This is a genomic window from Paenarthrobacter aromaticivorans, from assembly GCF_019038615.1.
Taxonomy (GTDB): domain Bacteria; phylum Actinomycetota; class Actinomycetes; order Actinomycetales; family Micrococcaceae; genus Arthrobacter; species Arthrobacter aromaticivorans.
In genome coordinates this window covers 78,937-99,504 of record NZ_JAHOPC010000001.1, presented here as the reverse complement: position 1 = coordinate 99,504, position 20,568 = coordinate 78,937, and the positions used below count along the sequence as shown (strand labels likewise).

Annotated in this window: 17 protein-coding genes and 1 tRNA gene; 2 read left to right on the top strand and 16 right to left on the bottom strand. The window is 62.2% G+C overall.

Annotated elements, in window-relative coordinates; all coding sequences use genetic code 11:
- Positions 1 to 7 precede the first annotated feature (7 nt).
- The 11 genes from KSW38_RS00440 to KSW38_RS00390 form a co-directional block, all read right to left on the bottom strand.
- On the bottom strand, positions 8 to 661 hold the full coding sequence (locus KSW38_RS00440; RefSeq protein ID WP_216921371.1) for a TetR/AcrR family transcriptional regulator: 654 nt from the start codon (positions 659 to 661) through the stop codon (positions 8 to 10).
- Positions 658 to 2,694: a YhgE/Pip domain-containing protein gene (locus tag KSW38_RS00435; protein WP_216921368.1), complete on the bottom strand. Its 2,037-nt coding sequence runs from the start codon at positions 2,692 to 2,694 to the stop codon at positions 658 to 660. The genes KSW38_RS00440 and KSW38_RS00435 overlap by 4 nt, the downstream gene beginning before the upstream one ends.
- The gene (locus tag KSW38_RS00430; protein WP_216921366.1) at positions 2,691 to 3,461 is read right to left on the bottom strand and encodes a P-loop NTPase family protein; all 771 of its coding nucleotides are present in this window, start codon (positions 3,459 to 3,461) and stop codon (positions 2,691 to 2,693) included. Before KSW38_RS00430 ends, KSW38_RS00435 begins: the two co-directional genes overlap by 4 nt.
- Positions 3,462 to 3,531: 70 nt before the next feature.
- Complete coding sequence (locus tag KSW38_RS00425) at positions 3,532 to 4,989, bottom strand: dihydrolipoyl dehydrogenase family protein (RefSeq protein ID WP_216921363.1); 1,458 nt, start codon at positions 4,987 to 4,989, stop codon at positions 3,532 to 3,534.
- Positions 4,990 to 5,084: 95 nt separating this feature from the next.
- A complete protein-coding gene (locus tag KSW38_RS00420; protein ID WP_216921360.1) occupies positions 5,085 to 5,771 on the bottom strand; it encodes an N-acetylmannosamine-6-phosphate 2-epimerase in 687 nt (228 codons plus the stop codon).
- A 12-nt stretch (positions 5,772 to 5,783) separates the two neighbouring features.
- On the bottom strand, positions 5,784 to 6,758 hold the full coding sequence (locus KSW38_RS00415; RefSeq protein WP_254185936.1) for an ROK family protein: 975 nt from the start codon (positions 6,756 to 6,758) through the stop codon (positions 5,784 to 5,786).
- A 6-nt stretch (positions 6,759 to 6,764) separates the two neighbouring features.
- A complete protein-coding gene (locus KSW38_RS00410; RefSeq protein ID WP_216921357.1) occupies positions 6,765 to 7,682 on the bottom strand; it encodes a dihydrodipicolinate synthase family protein in 918 nt (305 codons plus the stop codon).
- A 37-nt stretch (positions 7,683 to 7,719) separates the two neighbouring features.
- Positions 7,720 to 8,517, bottom strand: a complete 798-nt coding sequence (locus KSW38_RS00405) for an ATP-binding cassette domain-containing protein (protein ID WP_216921354.1) — start codon at positions 8,515 to 8,517, stop codon at positions 7,720 to 7,722.
- Positions 8,514 to 10,625, bottom strand: a complete 2,112-nt coding sequence (locus tag KSW38_RS00400) for a dipeptide/oligopeptide/nickel ABC transporter permease/ATP-binding protein (RefSeq protein WP_216921352.1) — start codon at positions 10,623 to 10,625, stop codon at positions 8,514 to 8,516. Before KSW38_RS00400 ends, KSW38_RS00405 begins: the two co-directional genes overlap by 4 nt.
- A 3-nt stretch (positions 10,626 to 10,628) precedes the next feature.
- The gene (locus KSW38_RS00395) at positions 10,629 to 11,585 is read right to left on the bottom strand and encodes an ABC transporter permease (RefSeq protein ID WP_256449672.1); all 957 of its coding nucleotides are present in this window, start codon (positions 11,583 to 11,585) and stop codon (positions 10,629 to 10,631) included.
- Positions 11,586 to 11,685: 100 nt separating this feature from the next.
- Complete coding sequence (locus tag KSW38_RS00390) at positions 11,686 to 13,308, bottom strand: ABC transporter substrate-binding protein (protein ID WP_428982332.1); 1,623 nt, start codon at positions 13,306 to 13,308, stop codon at positions 11,686 to 11,688.
- 350 nt (positions 13,309 to 13,658) lie between these two features.
- Between KSW38_RS00390 and KSW38_RS00385 the strand changes: the two genes are divergently transcribed.
- A complete protein-coding gene (locus KSW38_RS00385; protein WP_216921348.1) occupies positions 13,659 to 14,387 on the top strand; it encodes a FadR/GntR family transcriptional regulator in 729 nt (242 codons plus the stop codon).
- 164 nt (positions 14,388 to 14,551) lie between these two features.
- Here the strand turns inward: KSW38_RS00385 and KSW38_RS00380 are convergent.
- Positions 14,552 to 14,625: transfer RNA gene (locus tag KSW38_RS00380), tRNA-Arg, on the bottom strand.
- Positions 14,626 to 14,909: 284 nt separating this feature from the next.
- On the opposite strand from KSW38_RS00380, the gene KSW38_RS00375 reads away from it, so the two are divergent.
- Positions 14,910 to 16,736: a phosphoenolpyruvate carboxykinase (GTP) gene (locus tag KSW38_RS00375; protein ID WP_216921347.1), complete on the top strand. Its 1,827-nt coding sequence runs from the start codon at positions 14,910 to 14,912 to the stop codon at positions 16,734 to 16,736.
- A 113-nt stretch (positions 16,737 to 16,849) separates the two neighbouring features.
- Here KSW38_RS00375 and KSW38_RS00370 read toward each other — a convergent pair whose 3' ends face one another.
- The 4 genes from KSW38_RS00370 to KSW38_RS00355 form a co-directional block, all read right to left on the bottom strand.
- A complete protein-coding gene (locus KSW38_RS00370) occupies positions 16,850 to 18,022 on the bottom strand; it encodes a globin domain-containing protein (RefSeq protein WP_216921345.1) in 1,173 nt (390 codons plus the stop codon).
- 144 nt (positions 18,023 to 18,166) lie between these two features.
- Positions 18,167 to 18,637, bottom strand: coding sequence for an RrF2 family transcriptional regulator (locus KSW38_RS00365; protein WP_216921342.1), 471 nt, complete (start codon positions 18,635 to 18,637; stop codon positions 18,167 to 18,169).
- A gap of 23 nt (positions 18,638 to 18,660) precedes the next feature.
- Complete coding sequence (locus KSW38_RS00360; protein WP_216921340.1) at positions 18,661 to 19,116, bottom strand: hypothetical protein; 456 nt, start codon at positions 19,114 to 19,116, stop codon at positions 18,661 to 18,663.
- A 12-nt stretch (positions 19,117 to 19,128) separates the two neighbouring features.
- The gene (locus tag KSW38_RS00355) at positions 19,129 to 20,547 is read right to left on the bottom strand and encodes a phosphomannomutase/phosphoglucomutase (protein WP_216921338.1); all 1,419 of its coding nucleotides are present in this window, start codon (positions 20,545 to 20,547) and stop codon (positions 19,129 to 19,131) included.
- Between the last annotated feature and the right edge of the window lie 21 nt (positions 20,548 to 20,568).

Genomic DNA, 20,568 nt, shown 5'->3' with positions numbered 1-20,568 from the left:
GGTGAACCTACTTGATGACGTATCCGTGCATGATGGTCATGACCGCGGCAACGCTTTGTTCGCGGGTGCGCTCCGGGTTGTAGGTTTGCCGGTCGAGACCCACCACGAAGATGGCCCCGAAGATGGCCGCCTCCAGGCTGCCGCGGACGACGGACTCGTCCACCTTGTATCCGGCGGCCACGCGTTCCACCGCAGAGCCGATGACGGCGAGCAGTTCTGCCCTGAGTTCGGCGAACACGGCACTCCACTCGCCCGGCGTCCGCCAGTTTTCACTCACCCAAAGGCGCGCGAAGGATGGGTATTCGTCCATGAATTCCATGGCCTGGCCCACCATGTTCTTCATGGATTCGAGGGGATCGCTGGCTTCGCCTTCGATTGCCTGTAGACGGACCAGCATGATGTCCACGCCGTGCCGCAGCAGCTGCGCGATCAGGTCCGATTTGCTGCCGAAGTTGTAGTAGACCGTCCCCTTGGACACGCCAGCCGCGGCCGCGATCTCATCCACGGTGACGCCCGCAGCGCCACGTTCGCCAATCAGTTCCATCGACGCTTCGAAGAGGCGCTGCTTGGTGGCATTGGTGCGCCCGGGGCGCAGCTTCTTCTCCGCGGTTCCTGCGGCCGGCCCCTGCTCTGAAGGGGCCGCCGGCTGGGTGGTACTCATACGGCAATCTCCGGCTTCAGCGTCTTGAGTGTCCACATCTTGTGTTTGCGGACGGCGAGAGTGGACAGTGCCGCTCCCAGCAAAGTGTATCCAAGCAAGCCCAGAACTGTTGGCCAGATCATGCTGAGTTCCCCGCCGTAGATCAGGTGCCGCATTCCCGTAACCACGTAGCCCATGGGTAGGACTTCGTGCACCACATGAAGTGGCATGGGAGTGGTCTGCCAAGGGAACGTACCGCCCGAGGACACGAGCTGCAGGACCAGCAGGATCAGCACCACGAACTTGCCCGGCGTTCCCATGAGCGCCACGATGCCCTGGATGATCGCACTGAACGCCATCACGGCGGCAAGCATGAACAACCACATGCCCACGGGGTGGGCGGCGTTCAAGCCGAGGCCCAGATTCACCACGAGGGTCAGGATAGTGGCCTGCAGGACCGAGACGACGAAGAACGGAAGCCAGCCACCGACGGCGATTTTCCAAGAGCGTGCGTTGGATGCCAGCGCGCGCTGGGTGATGGGGCGCATCGCCTGCACCAGCATGAATACTCCGATCCACAAGGCCAGCGTCAGGAAGAAGGGCGCCAATCCGGCGCCATAAGAACCTGCCTTGGCCTGCGATACGTTGTCCACCGCGACGGGATCGGCGATCACCTTGGACACGCTGCTCTTCTGTTGATCGTTCGGGTTCGGGATTTCTCCGGCACCCTTGGCAAGTTCTGTGGCCAGGGTGTGTGAGCCATCGGAGGCCTTCGATGCGCCAGTGGCGAGCTGTCCGGCGCCGTCGTTGAGTTGGTGGGCGCCGTCGTCGAGCTTTATGGCACCGTCCAGTGCGCTCTGTTGGCCAGCGGCCAGCGCGGACGCCCCGGTTTTCAACTGCCCCGCTCCGGCCGCTGCCTGCGAAATCGCGTCGGTCAACGTTGGTGTGGCTGCCGCAAGCTTCGATGCGCCCGCGCTCACCGCAGCTGAGCCGTCCGAGAGCTGCTGGATCTTGGCGGCGTCGCCCGCGATCTTGGCCTTTGCGTCGGTAACCGGGCCGGAGGTTGCAGTGGAGTCGAAATCGGCCAGTACCTTGTCAGCCTGCTCCTGGGTGAGCACGCCAGTGCTAACCAGCCGTGCATTGGACTCGATAACACGATTGCGCAGGCCCTTGTCTGCCGCATCAAGCTGCCCGACGACGTCTTGTACTTTGGCATTCAGCTCGGCGTTCCCAGCGGCTACTTGCGCCGCACCGTCGGCGAGTTTCTTGGAATCGGCAGGCAGGGTGGCAGTTTTGTTCTTCAGCTCAGTGAGGCCCGAGCTCAGCTGGCTCGCGCCGTCATTGAGTTGCACAGCTCCATCGCGGAGTTGCGTTTGACCAGCGACGAGCTGATCGGCGCCGGTGACCAGCTGGGTGGTCCCGTCATGCAGGGTTGCAGCGCCATCACTGAGCTGACCCACTCCCGTGGCGAGTTCGGACGCTCCGTCCGCAGCCTTCACGATGGAGGCGTGGATGGTTCCGAACCCGGTGAGGAGCTGGTTGGCCGTTTCCTCGCCTACCTCCTTTGCGACCGTTGAATGCACGGCTGTGGTGAGCTTGTCCACGATGGTGCTCAGGAGGTAGTTGTTGGCGTCGTTCGTAGTGACATGGAGCATTGCCTGATTGGCGGCATCGAAACTGCCGGGGGAGACCAGGTTGGCGGAGAAATCCTTGGGGATGCGCAGCGCGAAGGCGTATTCGCCTGAACGGACGCCGGCATCCGCAGCTTCCGGACTGGAAACCTGCTTCCAGTTGAAGACGTGACCATCCACCAAGCTGTCGGCAACCTTCTTGCCGGCCTGCAGCTCGGTGCCATCCTTGGAGGTTGCCCCCGTGTCTTCAACCACCAATGCGGCGTCGATCTGGTTCAGGTTGCCGTACGGATCCCAGTTGGCGTAGAGATACACCGCGCCGTAGAGCAGCGGCACCATGGTCAGGGCCAGGATGGTCAGCTTGGGCAGGAGCCCGCCGGTCATGCGCTTGAGTTCGGAGCGGGCGAGCCGCAGAACAGTCACTTTGCAGTCCTTTGAAGGTCTTGGAATTCAGGTTCGGATGCTTCGTCTTGAAGCTCGTGGGCCGGGCTTGGGCTCGTTGTCGCTTGCTCGTTCGTCGCCGGTGCGTGCTCGGCCACTTCAACGGTTTCCGGTTCCGGCGGGTGGGCGACTGAGTTGCCAATTACCGCAGCAGGGCCAGCCCAGTTGTCCGGGAGGGCACTGACGACGGCGACGACGGCGAGCGGCCGCCCGGCGTCGGACGCCAAAGCCTCAAGCCGGGGCAACCAAGCCGAGGGATCGGCGCTGTGGCGATCGGGCGAATCGAGCACCAGGAGGTCGGTAGCTGGATCTGCCAAGGCGAGGGCGGTAAGGAGTTCGAGCCGGCGGACAGCGGGAAGCTGTTCAACCCACAGGCCGGCGATGTCCTCAAAGCTGTTGATCTTCAGCCACGGCTTGCTCAGCAGCGCACCACGGTAACGGCGGGGGATGAGGGAGAGGTCCTCTGTGACGAGGTCGCGAACGCTTAGGTGCTGTTCAGGCTCATTGACGCCGGGCGAATCCACCAAGGCGCTCGCCAGCCGGATCTTCTTGGTCTTGCTGTTGTTGTCCCAACTGAGGACGCCGTTGCTGGGTTTCATGCGGCCACTCAGTGCCAAGGCCAGGGCGGTCCGTTGATCCTGGCCTTCGCCAGCCACGAGCAAGAGTTCGCCACGACGGGCCTGGAGTGACGTCGCCGGAAGGAGATCGTCCCGGCGGCCGTTGATCTGGAGTTGCTGTACGGACAGCACAATGAGCCTTTCGCAGAAATGGTGTCTGCTGAAAGTCTAACTGAACTGACCAGTCAGTTCAAATAGGGCTTTAGAGTCCGTACTTCTCCAAGAGGCGCAACCACACCTCGCTGATGGTGGGATACGACGGAACCGCGTGCCACAGCCTGTCCAAAGGGACTTCCCCGACGATCGCAATAGTGGCCGAATGCAGAAGTTCAGCTACGCCGGGGCCAACGAACGTAGCACCAAGAATGACTTTCCGGTCCTCGTCCACCACGATCTGCGCCCACCCTTTGTAGTCGGGGGAATAGAGCTGGGAGCCGGAAACATCGATGGGCAACTCAACGCCTGTGACGTGCTTGCCTTGAAGAAGGGCCTGCTCCAGGCTGGGACCCACTGAGGCAACTTCCGGGTCCGTGAAGACGACACTTGGAATGGCGTGCTCGTTGGCCGTGTGAGCATATGCGGTCCAGGGCCGGGGCGTGCCCTGGAGCTTGCCGTTGGCCCGGGCAACGATGGCATCGCCGGTAGCACGGGCTTCGTACTTTCCCTGGTGTGTGAGCAATACTTTGCCCGCGGCATCGCCTGCCGCGTACAGCCACAGTCCACTGGTGCCATCGCTTGCCGGGCCTTCCACCAGGCCACTGGCGTCCGTGGTGAGCCGGAGGGGTTTTCCGTTCTGCGGCTCAACGCCCACATTCTCCAGGCCCAAATTGGCCAATGCTGGATGCCTGCCGGACGCGACCAGGAGTGTGTCTGCCGTGACGGCCTGGCCGTTGAACGTAACTGTCACCGAGCCGTCGTCGTTCTTTTCTGCTTTGTCCACATCCGTGTGGAGATGGACCGTCACCCCATCGGCGCGCAGCCCGGACAGGACCAGATTGGCTGCCTCTTCGGGATAGCTGCTCAGAAGGCGACCACGAGCAATGATTGTCACCACCGAACCAAGGCGGGCAAAAGCCTGGGCCAATTCGACGCCGGCCACTCCACCTCCGAGCACGGCCAATCGCTGTGGGATGACTTTTGCCGCAGTGGCGCCACGGGTAGTCCAGAATGGTACGTCCTTGAGGCCCTCAATATCCGGGATGGTAGGAGTAGAGCCTGTGGCCACAACCACGGCATGGTGCGCTTTGAGCGCGTAGCTGTTGCCATCGAGCCCGTCCACCTGGACCTCGCGTGGTCCTGTGATGCGCCCCCGCCCACGGATCAGCTCGATGCCGGCACTGTCCAGCCATTCGACCTGCCCCCCGTCCTGCCAATTGTTCGTGAACCAGTCCCGGTGCTTCAGGGCCGATTCTGCGTCAATGACTCCGGTGACTGCTTCTGAAGCCCCGGGGATTCCCTGCGCCGCGTGGAGCACGCTGCCTGGCCGGAGGAGTGCTTTTGAAGGAATGCAAGCCCAATACGAGCATTCGCCGCCAACCAGTTCGCTTTCCACGATCACTGCCGTCAGTCCGCCACGAACCACCCTGTCCGCCACGTTTTCCCCGACGGCACCCGCGCCGATCACGATTACGTCGAATTCACGGGAGCTCTCGGCATTCATGGGAGAAGCCTACAACTGCTACGTCTGCGTTGTGAGGCCCGGTCTGTGTGGTTGGCGTGGGTTTTGGGGCGCAGAGTAGGCCCCGCAACTTAGGGCTAGGCGTGCATCGCACCCTTGAACCAGCCCGTGATGGACGCCGGGTGGGTGATAGCCGTGCCGACCACTACGGCAAATGCCCCTGCATCGAGTGCTTGACGGGCCTGGGCGGGGGTATGGATGCGGCCCTCCGCGATCAGTGGCTTACCCAATCCACCGGCAGCGATCTGCTCCAAAAGCTCCAGATCCGGGCCGTCGGTCTTGTGGCGCTCGCCGGTATAGCCGGACAGAGTGGTTCCGACCAGGTCCGCTCCGGCATCAACGGCTGCCAGAGCATCGTCGAAGGAGCCACAGTCGGCCATGACCAGTGCGTGCGATTCGGCGTGGATTCCGGCCACGGTCTCCGCGAACGACAAACCATCTGGCCGTGGACGACGCGTTCCGTCAATCGCCACCACATGTGCGCCTGCGTTCGCCACGGCAAGCGCGTGCCGGAGCGTGGGTGTGATGAAGACGCCATCGTGACCGTCCTTCCAGAGGCCGATGACGGGAACTTCGACGGCGGCACGCGTGAACTGTATGTCGGCTAACCCTTGGACGCGGATCGCCGCGGCACCGCCGATGACAGCCGAGGCCGCCACCTGAGCTGTGGTGCGAGGATCGCGCATGGGTTCGCCGGGGTAGGCCTGGCAGGAGACGATCAGCTGGGAACGGAGGGCTTCGAGGCCTTCGGGGGTGAGGATCATGATGTCTCTCTTCTAAAGGACGAGTTTCGCGGCACCAACAATGGCAGCGGTGTTGCCGAGGGTTGCCCGCGCCACGGGGACCTGGGCGAGAGGCGCCAGCAGCTCTTGGCGGAGGGCGGCTTCCATGGGCTCCCACCAGAGCCCGCCGGCGTCGGCTAGTCCACCTGAAATCACTACGGTTTCAGGGTCAAGAATGTTGATCAGCCCGCCCACGGCTTGACCTGCGGCGCCCGCGCCGAGATCAATGGCACGCAAGGCAGCGGCTCGGCTGGCAGTGGCGGCAGCACCGCCGTCGGGCGTGGAAGAAGAGGCGAGCGCAAACACGCCGCGCGTGTCCACAGCATCCACGGCAGAACCACCAAATCGCAGGTACGACTCGTGGATGGCGGGCCCGGAAGCAATCGCCTCAACATGCCCGGCCGAACCACAGACGCAGGGCAACGGAACACCCTCAAATGTGGCGTATGGCGATGCGAAGTGACCCACGTGCCCGCCAACAAAGCGGTGCCCCAAAACTGGAGCGCAGCCAAGGACAAAGCTGCCGCCCACGCCGGTCCCAAACGCAACCATGAGTGAACTTGAGGACCCCGCGGCAGCACCGAGCCACGCTTCGCCGATGGCGTGTGCGTGGACGTCGTTGACGGCCCGGACGGGAAGACCCACACGGGCGGAAAGCCCTGCGGCCAGGTTCGTTCCAGCCCAGCCCAGAATCGCATCCGTCGCCGAAACAACGGTCCCGGCAGCAGCGTCGATGACCCCCGCAGAGCCCACGCCGACGCCGGAAACTGTAACTCCGGCGTCGGCGGCGCGCTCCACCAAGCCCGAGATCAGCGCTGCAGTGGCATCAAGGATTGCCTCGCCACCAGCCCGGTTCAACGTCGGAATGGTCTCCGACGCCAACACCTCGCCGGAAGAGGAAACAACCCCGGCGGCGGTTTTGGTGCCGCCGAGGTCAACGCCGATCACATGGGTCAGGGAAGCGGTCATCGAAGACTAGACCAGCCCGTTCCGCTCCAGGATTTCGCGGATCAGCGCCGTCTCTTCGGAGTTCAGGGACAGCATGGGCTCGCTCATCGTGTTGGACTCAATGACGCCCATCACCTGCAGGGCGGTCTTGAAAGCGCCCAGGCCTGCAGCGCCCCCGGAGACACGGCCCTTGGGGGTGTAGACGATTTCGAACACGTCGGCCAGGCGGTCCTGTTCCCGCGCGGCCAGGGCCCAGTCGCCAGCCTTCGCGGCGTCGAACAGACGGCGGTAGCCGGCCGGATCAACGTTGCCAAGACCCGGCACGACACCCTGGGCGCCACCTAGGAGGGCTCCATCCACCACTACTTCGTGGCCGGTGAAGATGTCGAAGTTGGGGATGTCTTTGGCTGCCAGGAGCAGTTGGCGGAACGAGACGTCGTCGCCGGAGGAGTCCTTGACGCCGGCAATCACGCCGTCGCGGCCAAGCCGGACCAGAAGGTCCGTGGGCAGCTTGAAGTGGGTGCGGACGGGGACGTCGTAGGCGAAGATCGGCTTGCCGATCGCCTCGTGGATGCTGCGGAAATGCGTTTCGGTCTCTGCGGCGTTGCCGATGGCGTAGTACATGGAGGTCACCACGATCGCGTCAGCGCCCAGGTCCACCACTTTTCGGGCTTCCTCGATCACCCGGTTGGTGGTCTGCTCGTTGGCGCCGACGATGAGCGGGACCGCTCCTGCGTTGGCGTCGGCGATGGTGGAGACCACCAGTTCACGCTCGTCATTGGTGAGGTAGGGGACTTCGCCGGAGGAGCCCAGGACGAAAAGGCCGGACACGCCGCCGTCGATCAGGTGCTTGGCGACGTTCTTCAGCGACGCGGTGTCGACGCTGCCGTCGGCGTGGCGGGGGGTGATGACCGGGGGAATGACGCCCTGGAACTGAGTGGACACAGAAATCTCCGTTGTTTGTAACTTGTGAAGGGAAAAACTAGATGTGAAGCAGGCTCGGCGCGGCGCCCAGCAGCTTCTTGGTGTAGTCGTTGCTCGGGTTGTCGAAGACCTGTGCGGCGGTGCCTTGTTCGACGATCTTGCCGAAGTACATGACGCAGATCCGGTCCGAGACGTATCGAACGGTCTGGATGTCGTGCGAAATGAACACCATGCCCAAGTTCAGCTGGGTCTTCAGGTCCGACAGCAGGTTCAGGACCTGCGCGCGGACCGAAACGTCCAAGGCCGACGTCGGCTCGTCCGCCACGATGATGTCCGGGTCCAAGGCCAGTGCGCGGGCGATCGCCACACGCTGGCGCTGGCCGCCGGAAACCTGCGACGGCGTCACCTCGGCCGCCGATTGCGGCAGACCAACCAGGGCCAACAGTTCCTTGACCTTGGCGGCGCGCGTTGTCGCATTGCCGATGCCGTGGATCTGCAGGGGATCGGTGAGGATGTCCTGAATGGTCATACGCGGGTTCAGCGCAGTTGCCGGGTCCTGGAAGACCACGGAGACCGAGCGGCCAAACTGCTTGCGCATGGCAGCGTTGCGCTTGATAGCTGGCTTTCCATGGAACAAGACCTGGCCCGACGTCGGTGGTTGCAGTCCCACAAGCACTGAAGCGAGGGTGGACTTGCCACAGCCGGACTCACCAACGATGCCCACGGTTTCGCCGCGGCTGATGCTGAAGTCCACACCGTCCACGGCTTTGACGATGTTTGGACGGAAGAGTCCGCCGGTCCGGGCGTGGTGGTAGACCTTGACGTCCTTGAGCTCGATCACGGGCGTGGCGTTCACTTCGCATCCTCCTTCAAGTGGCTGGCCCAGTAGTGGTCCGCATCATCGCCAGTGGACGACGCAACCGTGGTGAGGACGAGCTTCTGATTGGGATCCGCGTCGGCGCGCAATGAGCGTGCCGCGAAGCGGTCGCCCGCAGCGAAATCCCGTGGTGAAGGGACCGTGCCGGGGATCTGGTGCAGGCGGACGGCGTCGGCCTCAATGGAGAGGACTGCCCCCAACAAGCCACGGGTGTACTCGTGCTTCGGATTCTGCAGAAGCTCGGAAGCCTGTGCGGATTCCACCACTTGGCCGGCGTACATGACCGTGATTCGGTGGGCCAGGGAGGCCACCAACGCGAGGTCGTGGCTAACGAACACCATGGCGAAGCCCAGTTGTTCGCGGAGCTCGTTGAGGAGGTCCACAACCTGCTTTTGCACGGTGACGTCCAAGGCCGTGGTGGGCTCGTCGGCCACTACGATCTTCGGTGAGCGGGAGAGCGCCATGGCAATCAGCACGCGTTGGCGTTGGCCGCCTGAGAGCTCGTGTGGGTAGCTGGCAAGAGTCCGGACAGGGTCCAGCTTCACCATTTCCAGCAGCTCCGCCGGTGTCTTGCGGCCGCCGCGTTTGGTGAGCTGCTCCAGCTGGTCCTTGATCTTCATGGATGGGTTCAGCGAGCTCAAAGCATCCTGGTAGACCATGGCAATCTGCTCGCCACGCAGGCCCTCGTAAGCCTTGGGGTTGCTGTGCTGAGTGTTTGCGTCCAGGAGTTCCTTGCCATCGAACTTGATGGATCCGGTGACCTGTGCGGTCTTGGGCAGAAGACCCATTACGGCCAGTGAGGTGATGGACTTTCCACAACCGGACTCGCCTACGAGGCCCATGGTCTCGCCTTCGCGGACGGTGAATGAGACGTTGTCCACGATTGCGATGTCGCCGAACCGGCCCGGGAAGCGGATGGACAGGTTCTTCACTTCCAGCACATTGCGGGCACCCGGAGATACCTGCGGGAGCCGGTCGGTGCGCTTCGCCTCGATGGCTGCCAGCAGTTCCAGTTCGCGGTCCAACAGGAGGTGCGGGTTGGCGGCGGCGAGCTTCACATCGGTGAGGACGGCTGAGGTTCCCACACTGGAAGTGACGGCATCGCCGGAAGCTGCACGGACGCCGTCGAGCTCGTGTTCTTCAACTACGGAAGGCTGGGCAACGGAAGTGGCAACTTCGGTGTCCACAACAACAGCAGCGGTGGAGCCGTCGTCGTCCTTCACCGCGGGGGCGCGGCGGAGCTTCGGGTTCACCATGGCGTCCGTGAGGCCCTCGGCGAGGATGTTCAGGGACAGCACGGTCAGCAGGATGGTCAGGCCGGCAAAGGTTGTTGCCCACCATCCGCCGGAGAGCACAAGGTTGCGGCCGTAGGAGATCACGTTGCCCCAAGACGGAGCAGGATCCTGCACGCCGGCGCCGAGGAAGGACAGCGACGCTTCCAGGATGATGGCATCGGCCACCATCACTGTGGCGAACACCAGTACGGGAGCGGCGGTGTTACGGACAATGTGCTTGACCAGAATGTAGAAGCGGCCGGCGCCGATCACGCGTTCGGCACGGACGTAGTCTTCGCCATATTGTGCGAGCACGTTGGCGCGGACCACTCGTGCAAGCTGCGGGGTGTAGATGATGGCGATCGCGATGATGATGGTGGGAACCGAGTTGCCGAACGCGGCCAGCAGTACCGCCGCAAGCGCGATGCCCGGGAACGCCATGAGGATGTCCATAAGCCGCATGATGATCTCGTTGACCGACTTGCTGGAGGTCGCCGCGAAGGAGCCAAGGAGCGCACCGGCGAGGATGGCGAGGCCAACCGCGCCGAGGCCGATCATGAGCGAGGATTGTGCGCCGAAGAGCAGACGCGAGAAGATGTCGCGTCCCAGGCGGTCGGTGCCGAAGAAGTGCTCGGCGCCGGGCGGGGTTGCCGGGATGAACGTCTCGAGGGGATCGTGCGGAGCGATGACCGGCGCGAGGATGGCCGCGAGCACGATCATGACGAGGAAGAGCAGGGCGATACGGGAGCCCCAGGGCAGGGCCTTGAAACGAATGCCCGGGGCACTTAGCCGTTCTGCGAGCTTGCTGCGCATGAGCTATACCGTCCTGATTCGGGGGTTGATGAGCAGGTAGAGAAGGTCCACCACGATGTTCACCAGAACGAACGTGACAGAGATGGTGAGAACCACTCCTTGGACCAGGTTGACGTCCAGATTGGTGATGCCATTGAGGATCAGCTGGCCCATGCCGGGCAGGGCGAAGATCATTTCAATCACGACGGCGCCACCCAGCAGGTAGCCCACGCGGAGTCCCAGCACGGTCACTGGGGTGACGAGGGCGTTGCGGAGAACGTTCTTGGAAACCACTTCGCGGTAGGGGACACCGTTGCCGATGGCGGTGCGGACGTAATCGCGGTCAAGCTCTTCCACCATGGAGGTGCGGACTACACGGATCAGTGATGCCGAGACGGGGATGCCGAGGGCGAGTGCCGGGAGGGCCATCGAGTTGAGCCAACCGCCAAAGCCGGACTCCGGCGTCGCAATTCCACCTGAGGGGAACATGGGGTTGGCGCCGAGTGCGAACCACTGGATGAGCAGGATACCCAGCCAGAACGACGGCGTGGCGATCGCGGCGATCGAGAAGACGCGGACCAACTGGTCCTGCCACTTGTCCCGGTAAAGGGCACCGAGGATTCCGAAAGCCAGGGACAGAACAATTGCGATAATGACGCCCAGGAAGGTGAGCTGCAGCGTCAACGGGAACGCAGAGCCGATCATGGATGCCACCGACTTCGCCGGCGGGGTAGTGACGCCGAGATCGAACTGCAGCAGCTTCCCAAGGAAACGGAAGTATTGCAGGACCAGGGGATCGTTCAGGCCATTCTCCTGGCGATACTGCTGCTTGGCTTCTTCGCTGGCACCGTCACCCAGGGCGGAACTGGCTTGGTCGCCGGGGGCGCCCTGCAGTACGAGGAAGACGAGCAACGTAATGCCCAGGATCATCAATGGCAATGCTGCAAGCCTGCGGCCAAGCAGACGCAATATCGTGACCAATTTGTTCTCCGGTTGGTTGGGGTGCTGCTTGGTTGTGTGGCCTGCTCTGCGTGCTATTTGGGGGATTTAGTGCGCAAAGCAGGCCTCGCAACTCGGGTTTCTAGGCGGTACGTCCGACGTCGATGAATGACAATCCGGTGGTGGGCAGAGGCTGGAAGCCCTTGAGTTTTTTCTCGTCCCACGCACTGGGAAGCTGGCGGTGCAGGACCGGATACAGGGGAACCTCGTCAGAGACCATATCCACGATTTCGCCCACGACCTTCTTGGCCTCCTCGCCGGAAGCCTGGGAGCCCTTGTTCATGAGTTCCTGCAATTTGGCGCGCTCAGGGGTGGTCCAGAAGGCCCGCTTTTCCATCCATGTGGCGCCAGAGTAGAACCAGCTCAACAACAGGTCCGCATCGTTGCCGAACACTGATGGATCACCCGGGGCCGCAACCACGGTGTAGTCACCCTTGCCCACGCGGTCGCTGTACAAGGCGCCGGATTGGAGGCTCTTGACGGTGACCTTGACCCCGGGGATCTTGTTCCAGGATTCAAGGATCAGCGGTGCAACGTCCTTGACCCAGGCGGTGTCCGTGGTGAGGAGCTCGAATTCGAGGCTCGTGACGCCGGCCTGCTTTAGCAGGTCTTCGGCCTTTTTCGTGTCAAAACCATAGACGTTCTTGGCCTTGACGTAGTCCGGGTGGCCTTCCTGGAAGTAGGAGCTGGCGGCTTTGGCGTTGCCGAACAAGGCCTTCTTGATGATGGCATCCTTGTCCAGGCCATAATGCAATGCCTGACGGACCAACTTGTTGTCGAACGGGGCTTTGGCGCAGTTGAACATGAGGAACAGCAGGCCGAAGGACTGTACGGATTCCACCTTGACCTTGGACTTCAAGCCGTCGACGTCCAGGTACGGAACGTCCTCGATGGCCTGGACGCGGCCGGATTGGACAGCAGTAACACGGGCGGCTGCGTCCGAAAGAAGGAGCCAGGTCATGCCCTTGGCGAGAGCAGGTTTGGGGCCGTTGTAGTCGGCGAATGCTTCGAAGACGATCTTGTCGTCCTTGACTGCGGACACCAGCTTGTAGGGCCCGGAGCCGACTGGCTTGGCGTCGAAGGCCTTCAGATCGCTGGCGAGTGCCTTGGGGACGACCTTCACAACGGAGATACGCGGTCCAAAGCCGGGGAAGGCGTACTTGAGGGTAAATTCCACGGACTTGGCGTCCAAGGGTTTGACGTCCTGGATGAACGGGATGAACTGGGAGAACAATGACTTGTTCGCCGGGTCCATCACGCGGGTGAAGGAAAAGGCAACGTCGTCGGTAGTGACGGGAGAGCCGTCGTGGAACTTGGCACCGTCGCGGATGGTCACCTGGTAGGTGGTGTCGTTGATTTTCTTGGGATCCGAGGCTGCCAACGCGTTGTATGGCTGGCGGGTAGCTGGGTGCAGCTCGATGAGGCCTTCGAAGATGTGCAGGTTGGCTGCCATCGGTGTGGCTCCCGAGGAGCTCAGCGGGTCAAAGCCTGTGGAGAGGGCGTAGGAGATGCCAGCTTCGATCATGAGGTCCTTGTTCACAGCAGCGGTGTTCGCTGCGTTCCCCGTGGTGGTGCTGGCAGCGCCGCCGCACGCAGAAAGGGTCGCCGTGAAGGCGGCGGCTGCACCAACGGCGCCGCTCAGCTTGAGGAAGTTCCGGCGGCTGGCGTCATTGACCAGCGGCAGGCTGTTGATGGTCTTGCTCATAGGGTGCCTCACCATTCGACTGTCGTGGGTTATCGGATGTAGGACGTCCGATGCTCGTATTGAAACTGTAAGGGTGGTCACAAGGGGACGTCAAGTGAGAAATGGATCACGGTGAGGCTGCCTGGGACGCTGGAAACCCGCGGGTTCCGCGCTGCCCGGGTGCCCGAAGGCGGAATTCTCGAGGAATTCCGAAGACATACCTATCAAGGAGGTGGGACATCCGATATTGTATGTTGCGAGTCACTCATCTGCGGTGGGCATAAAGCTCGCCTCAATATTAACACCGCACTCCTTCTGCATCCGAGGTACACAGGCCTCTCTGGGAAGAGTGCATCGGCAAGGAGAGCGCCATGACAACTTCCGGTGTCGTTCCGCAAGCGCGGTTCAGTGCACAGGCCCGGCTGCGTGCATTGCAGTCGGACATTATGGAACTCATCCTTGAGCGCGAGCTCGAGGCGGGTGACCCGTTGCCCACAGAGAACGAGCTTTCAGTCGCCCTCGGTGTGGGGCGCAATACGTTGCGTGAGTCCCTGAAAGTGTTGCAGGCCCTGGGTGTGATCGAGATCCGCCATGGCTTCGGGATGTTCGTGGCGCCCAGCAACTTCGATGCTTTGGCTGATGGCCTGACATTCCGGGGTCGGCTTTCCCTCCGACACCAGGGACTCGAAGCCTTGCAGCTGGTGGACGTGCGGCAGGCCTTGGAGTCTGGGCTGATTGGCTCCTCTATCGATGTGATGACCAAAGAGCAGCTCGCGTCCATCGAGGAAACCGTGAAGCAAATGGAAGAACTCGCCGCCGCCGGTGAGAACTTCGTGGCCGCCGACGCCGAGTTCCACCGCCGGCTATTCGAACCCCTGAACAACGAGCTGCTGATCAACCTGATGGGGGTTTTCTGGAAGGTGTACCGGAAGATCCACGTAGAGATCGGCGCCGGTAACGAGGACCTGGCAAAGACCGCCGCAATCCATCGCAATATCTATGCCGCCGTTGCAGCGGGAGACAAGGTCCTCGCAGCCGAGCTGCTCAACCGTCATTTCGACGGCATTCGGCGCCGCATCAGCGAGGCCGTGGGGGAGTAGGCGTTCCCACTGACGGCGGCCCTTGCGTTTCTGCGCGCGGCCGGCCCAACTGAGTCGCAGTTGTGCGCGTTTAGCGTGCTCTAAACGCGCACTGCTGCTACTTACTTGGGTAAGCGGGGAAAACAAAAGACCCGCACCGGCGAACCGGTGCGGGTCTCTATCTGTGCGCCCAAAGGGATTCGAACCCCTGACCTTCTGTTCCGTAGACAGACGCTCTATCCAGCTGAGCTATGGGCGCATTTCGTGTGTTTCTCGGCGGTCTGTTTCTCTGACCCCCTCGAACCTCAATAAACTTTACAGAAGTTCATGTGAAGTTCCAAATCGAAAAGCTGTAATCTACACAACTAGACCGGTCTATGTGACCTTCCTCACTTAAAACGCCCTTCTCTGAAATTGAAACCTTGAATTCTAGGGGTTTTTCGTTTTGAAGCCTTCGAAGGTCCGATGTCTGACAACGAATTGGTCTGGTCCGCGCCCCCTATCGTTTAGGACACACCACTGAACCCGAGGAAGGGAACCGCAATGGGCGATCTGGCGCGACTGCCGCTGCTTGAGAAGGCACCTACTACGCATGCACGCCTGCTGGCCTGGGTCGAGGAAGTTGCCGAGCTGACTCAGCCGGACCGCATCCACTGGGTTGATGGCAGCGAAGCAGAAAACAAGAAGCTGACCGACGAACTCGTCGAGGCCGGCACCCTGACGAGGCTGAACCCGGAAACGTTCCCGAATTCCTTCGCGGCGTTCTCTGACCCGGCTGACGTTGCCCGTGTAGAGGAACAGACCTTCATCTGCTCCGAGAACGAGCGCGACGCTGGCTTTACCAACAACTGGATGGCTCCGGCGGAGATGAAGCAGAAGCTGCGCGGACTGTTCGCCGGCTCCATGCGCGGCCGCACCATGTACGTCATTCCTTTCGTCATGGGCCACCTGGATGCAGAGGACCCGAAGTTCGGCGTTGAGATCACTGACTCCGCCTACGTTGTAGCTTCCATGCGGATTATGGCCCGCATCGGCTCGGACGTCCTGGACCGCATCACGCAGACCGATGCATTCTTTGTGCCTGCCCTCCACTCGCTGGGCGCACCCCTGGAACCCGGTCAGGCCGACGTCGCGTGGCCGTGCAACCCGGACAAGTGGATTGTCCACTTCCCTGAAGAGCGCTCTATCTGGTCCTTCGGTTCGGGCTACGGCGGAAACGCGCTGCTTGGCAAGAAGTGCTACGCCCTGCGCATCGCCTCCGTGATGGCCCGCGACGAAGGCTGGCTTGCCGAGCACATGCTCATTCTCAAGCTGACCTCGCCTGAGCAGAAGACCTACTACGTCTCCGCTGCCTTCCCGTCTGCTTGCGGCAAGACCAACCTCGCGCTTCTCGACCCCACCATCAAGGGCTGGAAGGTTGAGACTCTTGGCGATGACATCACCTGGATGCGTTTTGGCAAGGAAGGCGAGCTCCGCGCCGTCAACCCTGAGGCTGGCCTGTTCGGCGTAGCCCCGGGCACCGGTTGGGGAACCAACCCGAACGCGATGCGCGCTATCGCCAAGGGCAACAGCATCTTCACGAACGTTGCCCTGACCGATGACGGCGGCGTGTGGTGGGAAGGTATGACCGAGGAAACTCCGGCGCACCTGACCGACTGGCGCGGGGAGTCCTGGACTCCGGACTCCGACACCCCGGCCGCACACCCCAACTCCCGTTTTTGCACGCCGATCGACCAGATCGACATGCTCGCCGAGGAGTACTTCAGCCCGGACGGCGTGGAGCTGTCGGCAATCCTGTTCGGAGGCCGTCGTAAGACCACCATCCCGCTGGTCACAGAGGCCCGCGATTGGTCCAACGGTATCTTCATGGGTGCCACGCTTTCCTCGGAAACCACGGCAGCTGCAGCTGGCGCCGTAGGTGTTGTCCGCCGCGATCCCATGGCAATGCTGCCGTTCATCGGCTACGACGCAGGCGACTACCTGAACCACTGGGTGAACCTGTCGGCGAAGGCCAACCCGGAGCGACTGCCCAAGATCTTCCTGGTCAACTGGTTCCGTCGTACTGCTGATGGTGGCTTCGCCTGGCCTGGTTTCGGTGACAATGCCCGCGTCCTGAAGTGGGCCATTGAACGGCTCGAAGGCAAGGCGGACGCTGTGGAAACGCCGATCGGTTTCGTTCCGACCGGCGACAGCATCGACCTTGAAGGCCTGGACATGACCCCGGCCGAGGTCGAGGCAGCTGTCCGTGTGGATGCCGACGAATGGACCACCGAGCTGGCATCCATCGAGGAATGGTTCGCCAACTTCGGCGAGTCCCTCCCCGCGGCGCTGCAGTCCGAGCTGGACGGCCTCAAGAGCCGTCTGGGCTAGACCTCTTAAGGACAACGGCGTTCTTAAGTGAACGACGACGGCCCGTCACTTTTCGCTGGAAAAGTGACGGGCCGCCGTCGTGCTTGTTGCTTTTGTCCTGGCTCTTGCTTTGACTAGTTCGCGAGCCAGACGTCAGGGCCGAACACTTCGTAGTGGATCCGGGTGGCCGGAATCCCGGCCTCGATCGCTTCGTCGCGAATCTTCTTCATGAAAGGCAACGGCCCGCAGAGGTACAAGGAAGCGTCTGCCGGCATGTCGACTTCCCTCAGGGACATGAAGCCTGCCTTGGCGCGGTGCACTTCGTTGCTGGACTGGGGCGACTCAAGCCAGAGCTGAAGTTCGGCGTCAATGCTCGCAGCGTCTGCCGTCATTTGGCCGCTCAGAGCCCAACTGTCCATGGAGCGTTCGGCGTGCAGGACAAGAACCTGGCGATCAGTGCCTGCCTCAGCCAGGGAACGCAGGATTGAGGCCGTCGGCGTGCACCCGATCCCCGCCGATGCGAGCACAACCGGCCCCTCGCCTTCTTTGAGGGTGATCTCGCCATAGGGGTTGGAAATTTCGAGCACGTCGCCAGGTTCGACGGCGGTATGCAGGGCGGTGGACACCTCGCCGCCGTCGTTTAGCTTGGTGGTGAAGATCCGGCTGGTGCCGGCGTCGCCTGACAGTGAATACTGCCGTACTTGGCGCAAGCCGTCAGGGAGGGCGACCTTGACGCTCACATACTGGCCGGGAAGGGCCGGCGTTACGGGAGTGTCGTCGGCAGGTTCCAAGGTGAATGTCATGGCGTCCTTGCCAGCCGTTACCTTGGAAACCACGCGCCAAGGCATCCACATTTTGTTGTTTGACTGGGAGGCATAGAGGTCCTTCTCAAGCTTGATCAGGGCGTCTGCCATCAGCCAGTAGACTTCCGTCCATGCCTCGGCGATTTCCGGTGTAATGACGTCCGCCAAGTCGGCCGCGATTGCTGCGAAGAGGTGTTCGTAGACCACTCCGTACTGCTCTTCGGCGATGCCCAGTGAGGCGTGTTTGTGGGCGATCCGGGCCAGGACCTTTTCCGGGAGCGTGCCCGGGTTGTTCACCAGATGGGTTGCGAAGGCGGCGATGCTCCCGGCGAGTGCCTGTTGCTGATCGCCTGAGCGCTGGTTGGAGCGGCTGAATAGTCCATCGAGCAACTCGGGGTGCGCTGCAAAGAGGCGCTTGTAGAAGTCTGCGGTGATGTCGCCAATACGCGAGCCGACCAGGGGAAGGGTGGCTTCAATAATGGGGCGGGATTTTTCCGAGAGCATGATTCTCCTGGGGGGGTAGGGGTCCGGTTGGGTCATTCGAACCATCACAATACAAGCATTTGGAATGCGCATATTTACACCTCAATTTCTACTCCTTGTAGAAAAGATGTGCAAATCGCTGAACGCGATTGCGTCCGCACGCCGTCAGGGCAGGGTTGCGGGGGACCTGAATTCCGGCCGGAGGCCTATTGTTTGGAAGACGGGATTCATCTGCCGGGCATGGGGCAGGGACGAGATGACGACGGTGTCGAGCTCACGATAGAACGCTTCGCGGGCCCGGTTCATTGCGTGCCGGAGAGCGCACTCTGTGATGAGGGGGCAGTCATGGTTGGGGGACTGGCATTCGGCGGGATCCTGCCGGCTGTCCAAGTGGCGAAGGAGTTGGCCAACGGTTGCTTGGCGTCCTGCTTCGTTCAGGCGCGAGCCACCCAAGCGGCCTCGTTCCACATCAATCAATCCAAGGCTGCGCAATCGGACCATAGCCTTGCTGACATGGTTATACGGAGTACCCACGGCGTCGGCAACAGCCTGGGTTGTCAGCAACGTACCCTCAGGGGCGGACGCCAACACCATGACGGCGCGGAGGCTCACGTCTGCGAAAGCGTTGATTTTCATGGCATCAGCTTACGTAGTCAGGTCTAGTCCACCCAGAGCGAGGGCTCATGGGTGTCAGGCTCAAGGGCGCCGAAGGAGAAGCCATCGGCTGTGTGGACATAGGGAATTACGGCTGCCATGACCCCACCATCCCGGTGCTCGGCGGTGCCGTGGATGCCGTCCGAGCCATGCTCGGGCAGCGCGACGTCACTTGCGATGGCCACGGCCCGGTAGTCGTTCCGGCCCTGGCGAAGTAATTCCTGGACATCCGTCAACATTGCCCCCGCATCAATGTGACCGTCCTCGTCCGGCTCTCCCGGAGAAACCATGACAATCCGCACCTCACCTTCGTGCGAAAGTGTGATGCCAAAGGGGAGAAAGCCGCCGTTCTGCAGAATGTGCTCCTGGGCAGTTCCCAGAGCAGTCCCCAGAATCTCCCGGAGTTCACGCTCTTGGATGGTCCCGGTGGAACCGGCGTCGTCGATGGGCTGCTCGCTCATGTTTGACGCTCCCTATGCCCGGACCAGGGCCAGGACGCGGTCCCGGATTTTTTCCATGGTGGGCAGGTCTTTAGCTTCGGCGTTCAGACGGAGGAAGGGCTCGGTGTTGGAGGGGCGCAGGTTGAACCACCAGCTGCCGTCCTTGGCACTGAAAGTGCTGCCGTCCATGTGGTCGATCTCGACGTCATCGTTCTGGAAATCGAGGCGGACCCGCTCCACGGCGCCGGCTTTGTCGTCGATCTCGGAGTTGATTTCACCGGAAGAGACGTAGGGCTCGTACTGGCGTCCGAGTTCGGACAGGGGACCGTCCTGCTCGCCCAGGGCTGCCAGGACGTGCATCGCGGCGAGCATGCCGGTGTCCGCGTTCCAGAAATCACGGAAGTAGAAGTGCGCAGAGTGCTCCCCGCCGAACACGGCACCTTCTTCGGCCATCACGGCTTTGATGAATGAATGCCCCACGCGGGTCCGGACTGCCCGGCCGCCGTCCTTGGCCACGAGCTCGGGAACCGCCTTGGACGTGAGCAGGTTGTGGATGATCACCGGGGTTTCTTCCCCGGATGCCTGGGCTCGGGCGATCTCCCTGCGCGCGACCATGCCGGTGATTGCCGACGGGGAGACTGGCTCGCCCTTTTCGTCGATCACGAAACAGCGGTCAGCGTCGCCGTCGAAGGCAAGGCCGATGTCTGCCCCGTGCTTGATCACTGCCGCCTGGAGGTCACGAAGGTTTTCGGGTTCCAACGGGTTGGCCGGGTGGTTCGGGAACGAGCCGTCCAGTTCGAAGTAGAGCGGGATGATCTCGAACGGCAGGGCCGGGAGGAGTTTGTTGCCGAGCACTGCAGGGGTGGTTAGTCCGGCCATGCCGTTGCCGGCGTCCACGACGATCTTCAATGGACGGGAACCGGAGAGGTCCACCAACTGGCGCAGGTATTCGGAGTAGTCCCTCAGCACGTCCCGGACACCGATCTGCCCGCGCACCGCTGCCGCGGGGATGCTGCCTTCGTTCAGGTACTGCTCGGCAAGGACCTGGATTTCCTTCAGGCCGCTCTCGGAGGAAATCGGTTGCGCCCCGGCCTTGGCCATTTTGATGCCGTTGTATTCGGCCGGGTTGTGACTGGCGGTGAATGTGGCACCGGCTGCATTCAGGGCGCCGCAGGCATAGTAGAGCTCGTCTGTGGAGATGAGGTCCAGCAACTGGACGTTGGCGCCGCGCCTGGCAGCACCGTTCGCGAAGGCCTGGCTGAACTCCGGCGAGGACGGGCGCATGTCTCCACCAACAAGGACGGTTTCACCTTCAAGACCCAAAACGTCGATGAAGGCAGCACCGACCGCCTCGACGATTTCAGCCGTGATGGATTCCCCCACGATGCCCCGGACGTCGTACGCCTTGAAGGAAGCCGAGAGGTCGAAGTTCTTGTTCTGCTCGCTAGTCACGGGCTCAATCCTACTGTGGTA

Excerpts from the sequence above, each read along its gene's own strand:
- KSW38_RS00440 (WP_216921371.1), bottom strand. The coding sequence starts at position 661 with ATGAGTACCACCCAGCCGGCGGCCCCTTCAGAGCAGGGGCCGGCCGCA.
- KSW38_RS00425 (WP_216921363.1), bottom strand. The coding sequence starts at position 4,989 with ATGAATGCCGAGAGCTCCCGTGAATTCGACGTAATCGTGATCGGCGCG.
- KSW38_RS00420 (WP_216921360.1), bottom strand. The coding sequence starts at position 5,771 with ATGATCCTCACCCCCGAAGGCCTCGAAGCCCTCCGTTCCCAGCTGATC.
- KSW38_RS00415 (WP_254185936.1), bottom strand. The coding sequence starts at position 6,758 with ATGACCGCTTCCCTGACCCATGTGATCGGCGTTGACCTCGGCGGCACC.
- KSW38_RS00400 (WP_216921352.1), bottom strand. The coding sequence starts at position 10,625 with ATGCGCAGCAAGCTCGCAGAACGGCTAAGTGCCCCGGGCATTCGTTTC.
- KSW38_RS00390 (WP_428982332.1), bottom strand. The coding sequence starts at position 13,308 with ATGAGCAAGACCATCAACAGCCTGCCGCTGGTCAATGACGCCAGCCGC.
- KSW38_RS00385 (WP_216921348.1), top strand. The coding sequence starts at position 13,659 with ATGACAACTTCCGGTGTCGTTCCGCAAGCGCGGTTCAGTGCACAGGCC.
- KSW38_RS00375 (WP_216921347.1), top strand. The coding sequence starts at position 14,910 with ATGGGCGATCTGGCGCGACTGCCGCTGCTTGAGAAGGCACCTACTACG.
- KSW38_RS00370 (WP_216921345.1), bottom strand. The coding sequence starts at position 18,022 with ATGCTCTCGGAAAAATCCCGCCCCATTATTGAAGCCACCCTTCCCCTG.
- KSW38_RS00365 (WP_216921342.1), bottom strand. The coding sequence starts at position 18,637 with ATGAAAATCAACGCTTTCGCAGACGTGAGCCTCCGCGCCGTCATGGTG.
- KSW38_RS00360 (WP_216921340.1), bottom strand. The coding sequence starts at position 19,116 with ATGAGCGAGCAGCCCATCGACGACGCCGGTTCCACCGGGACCATCCAA.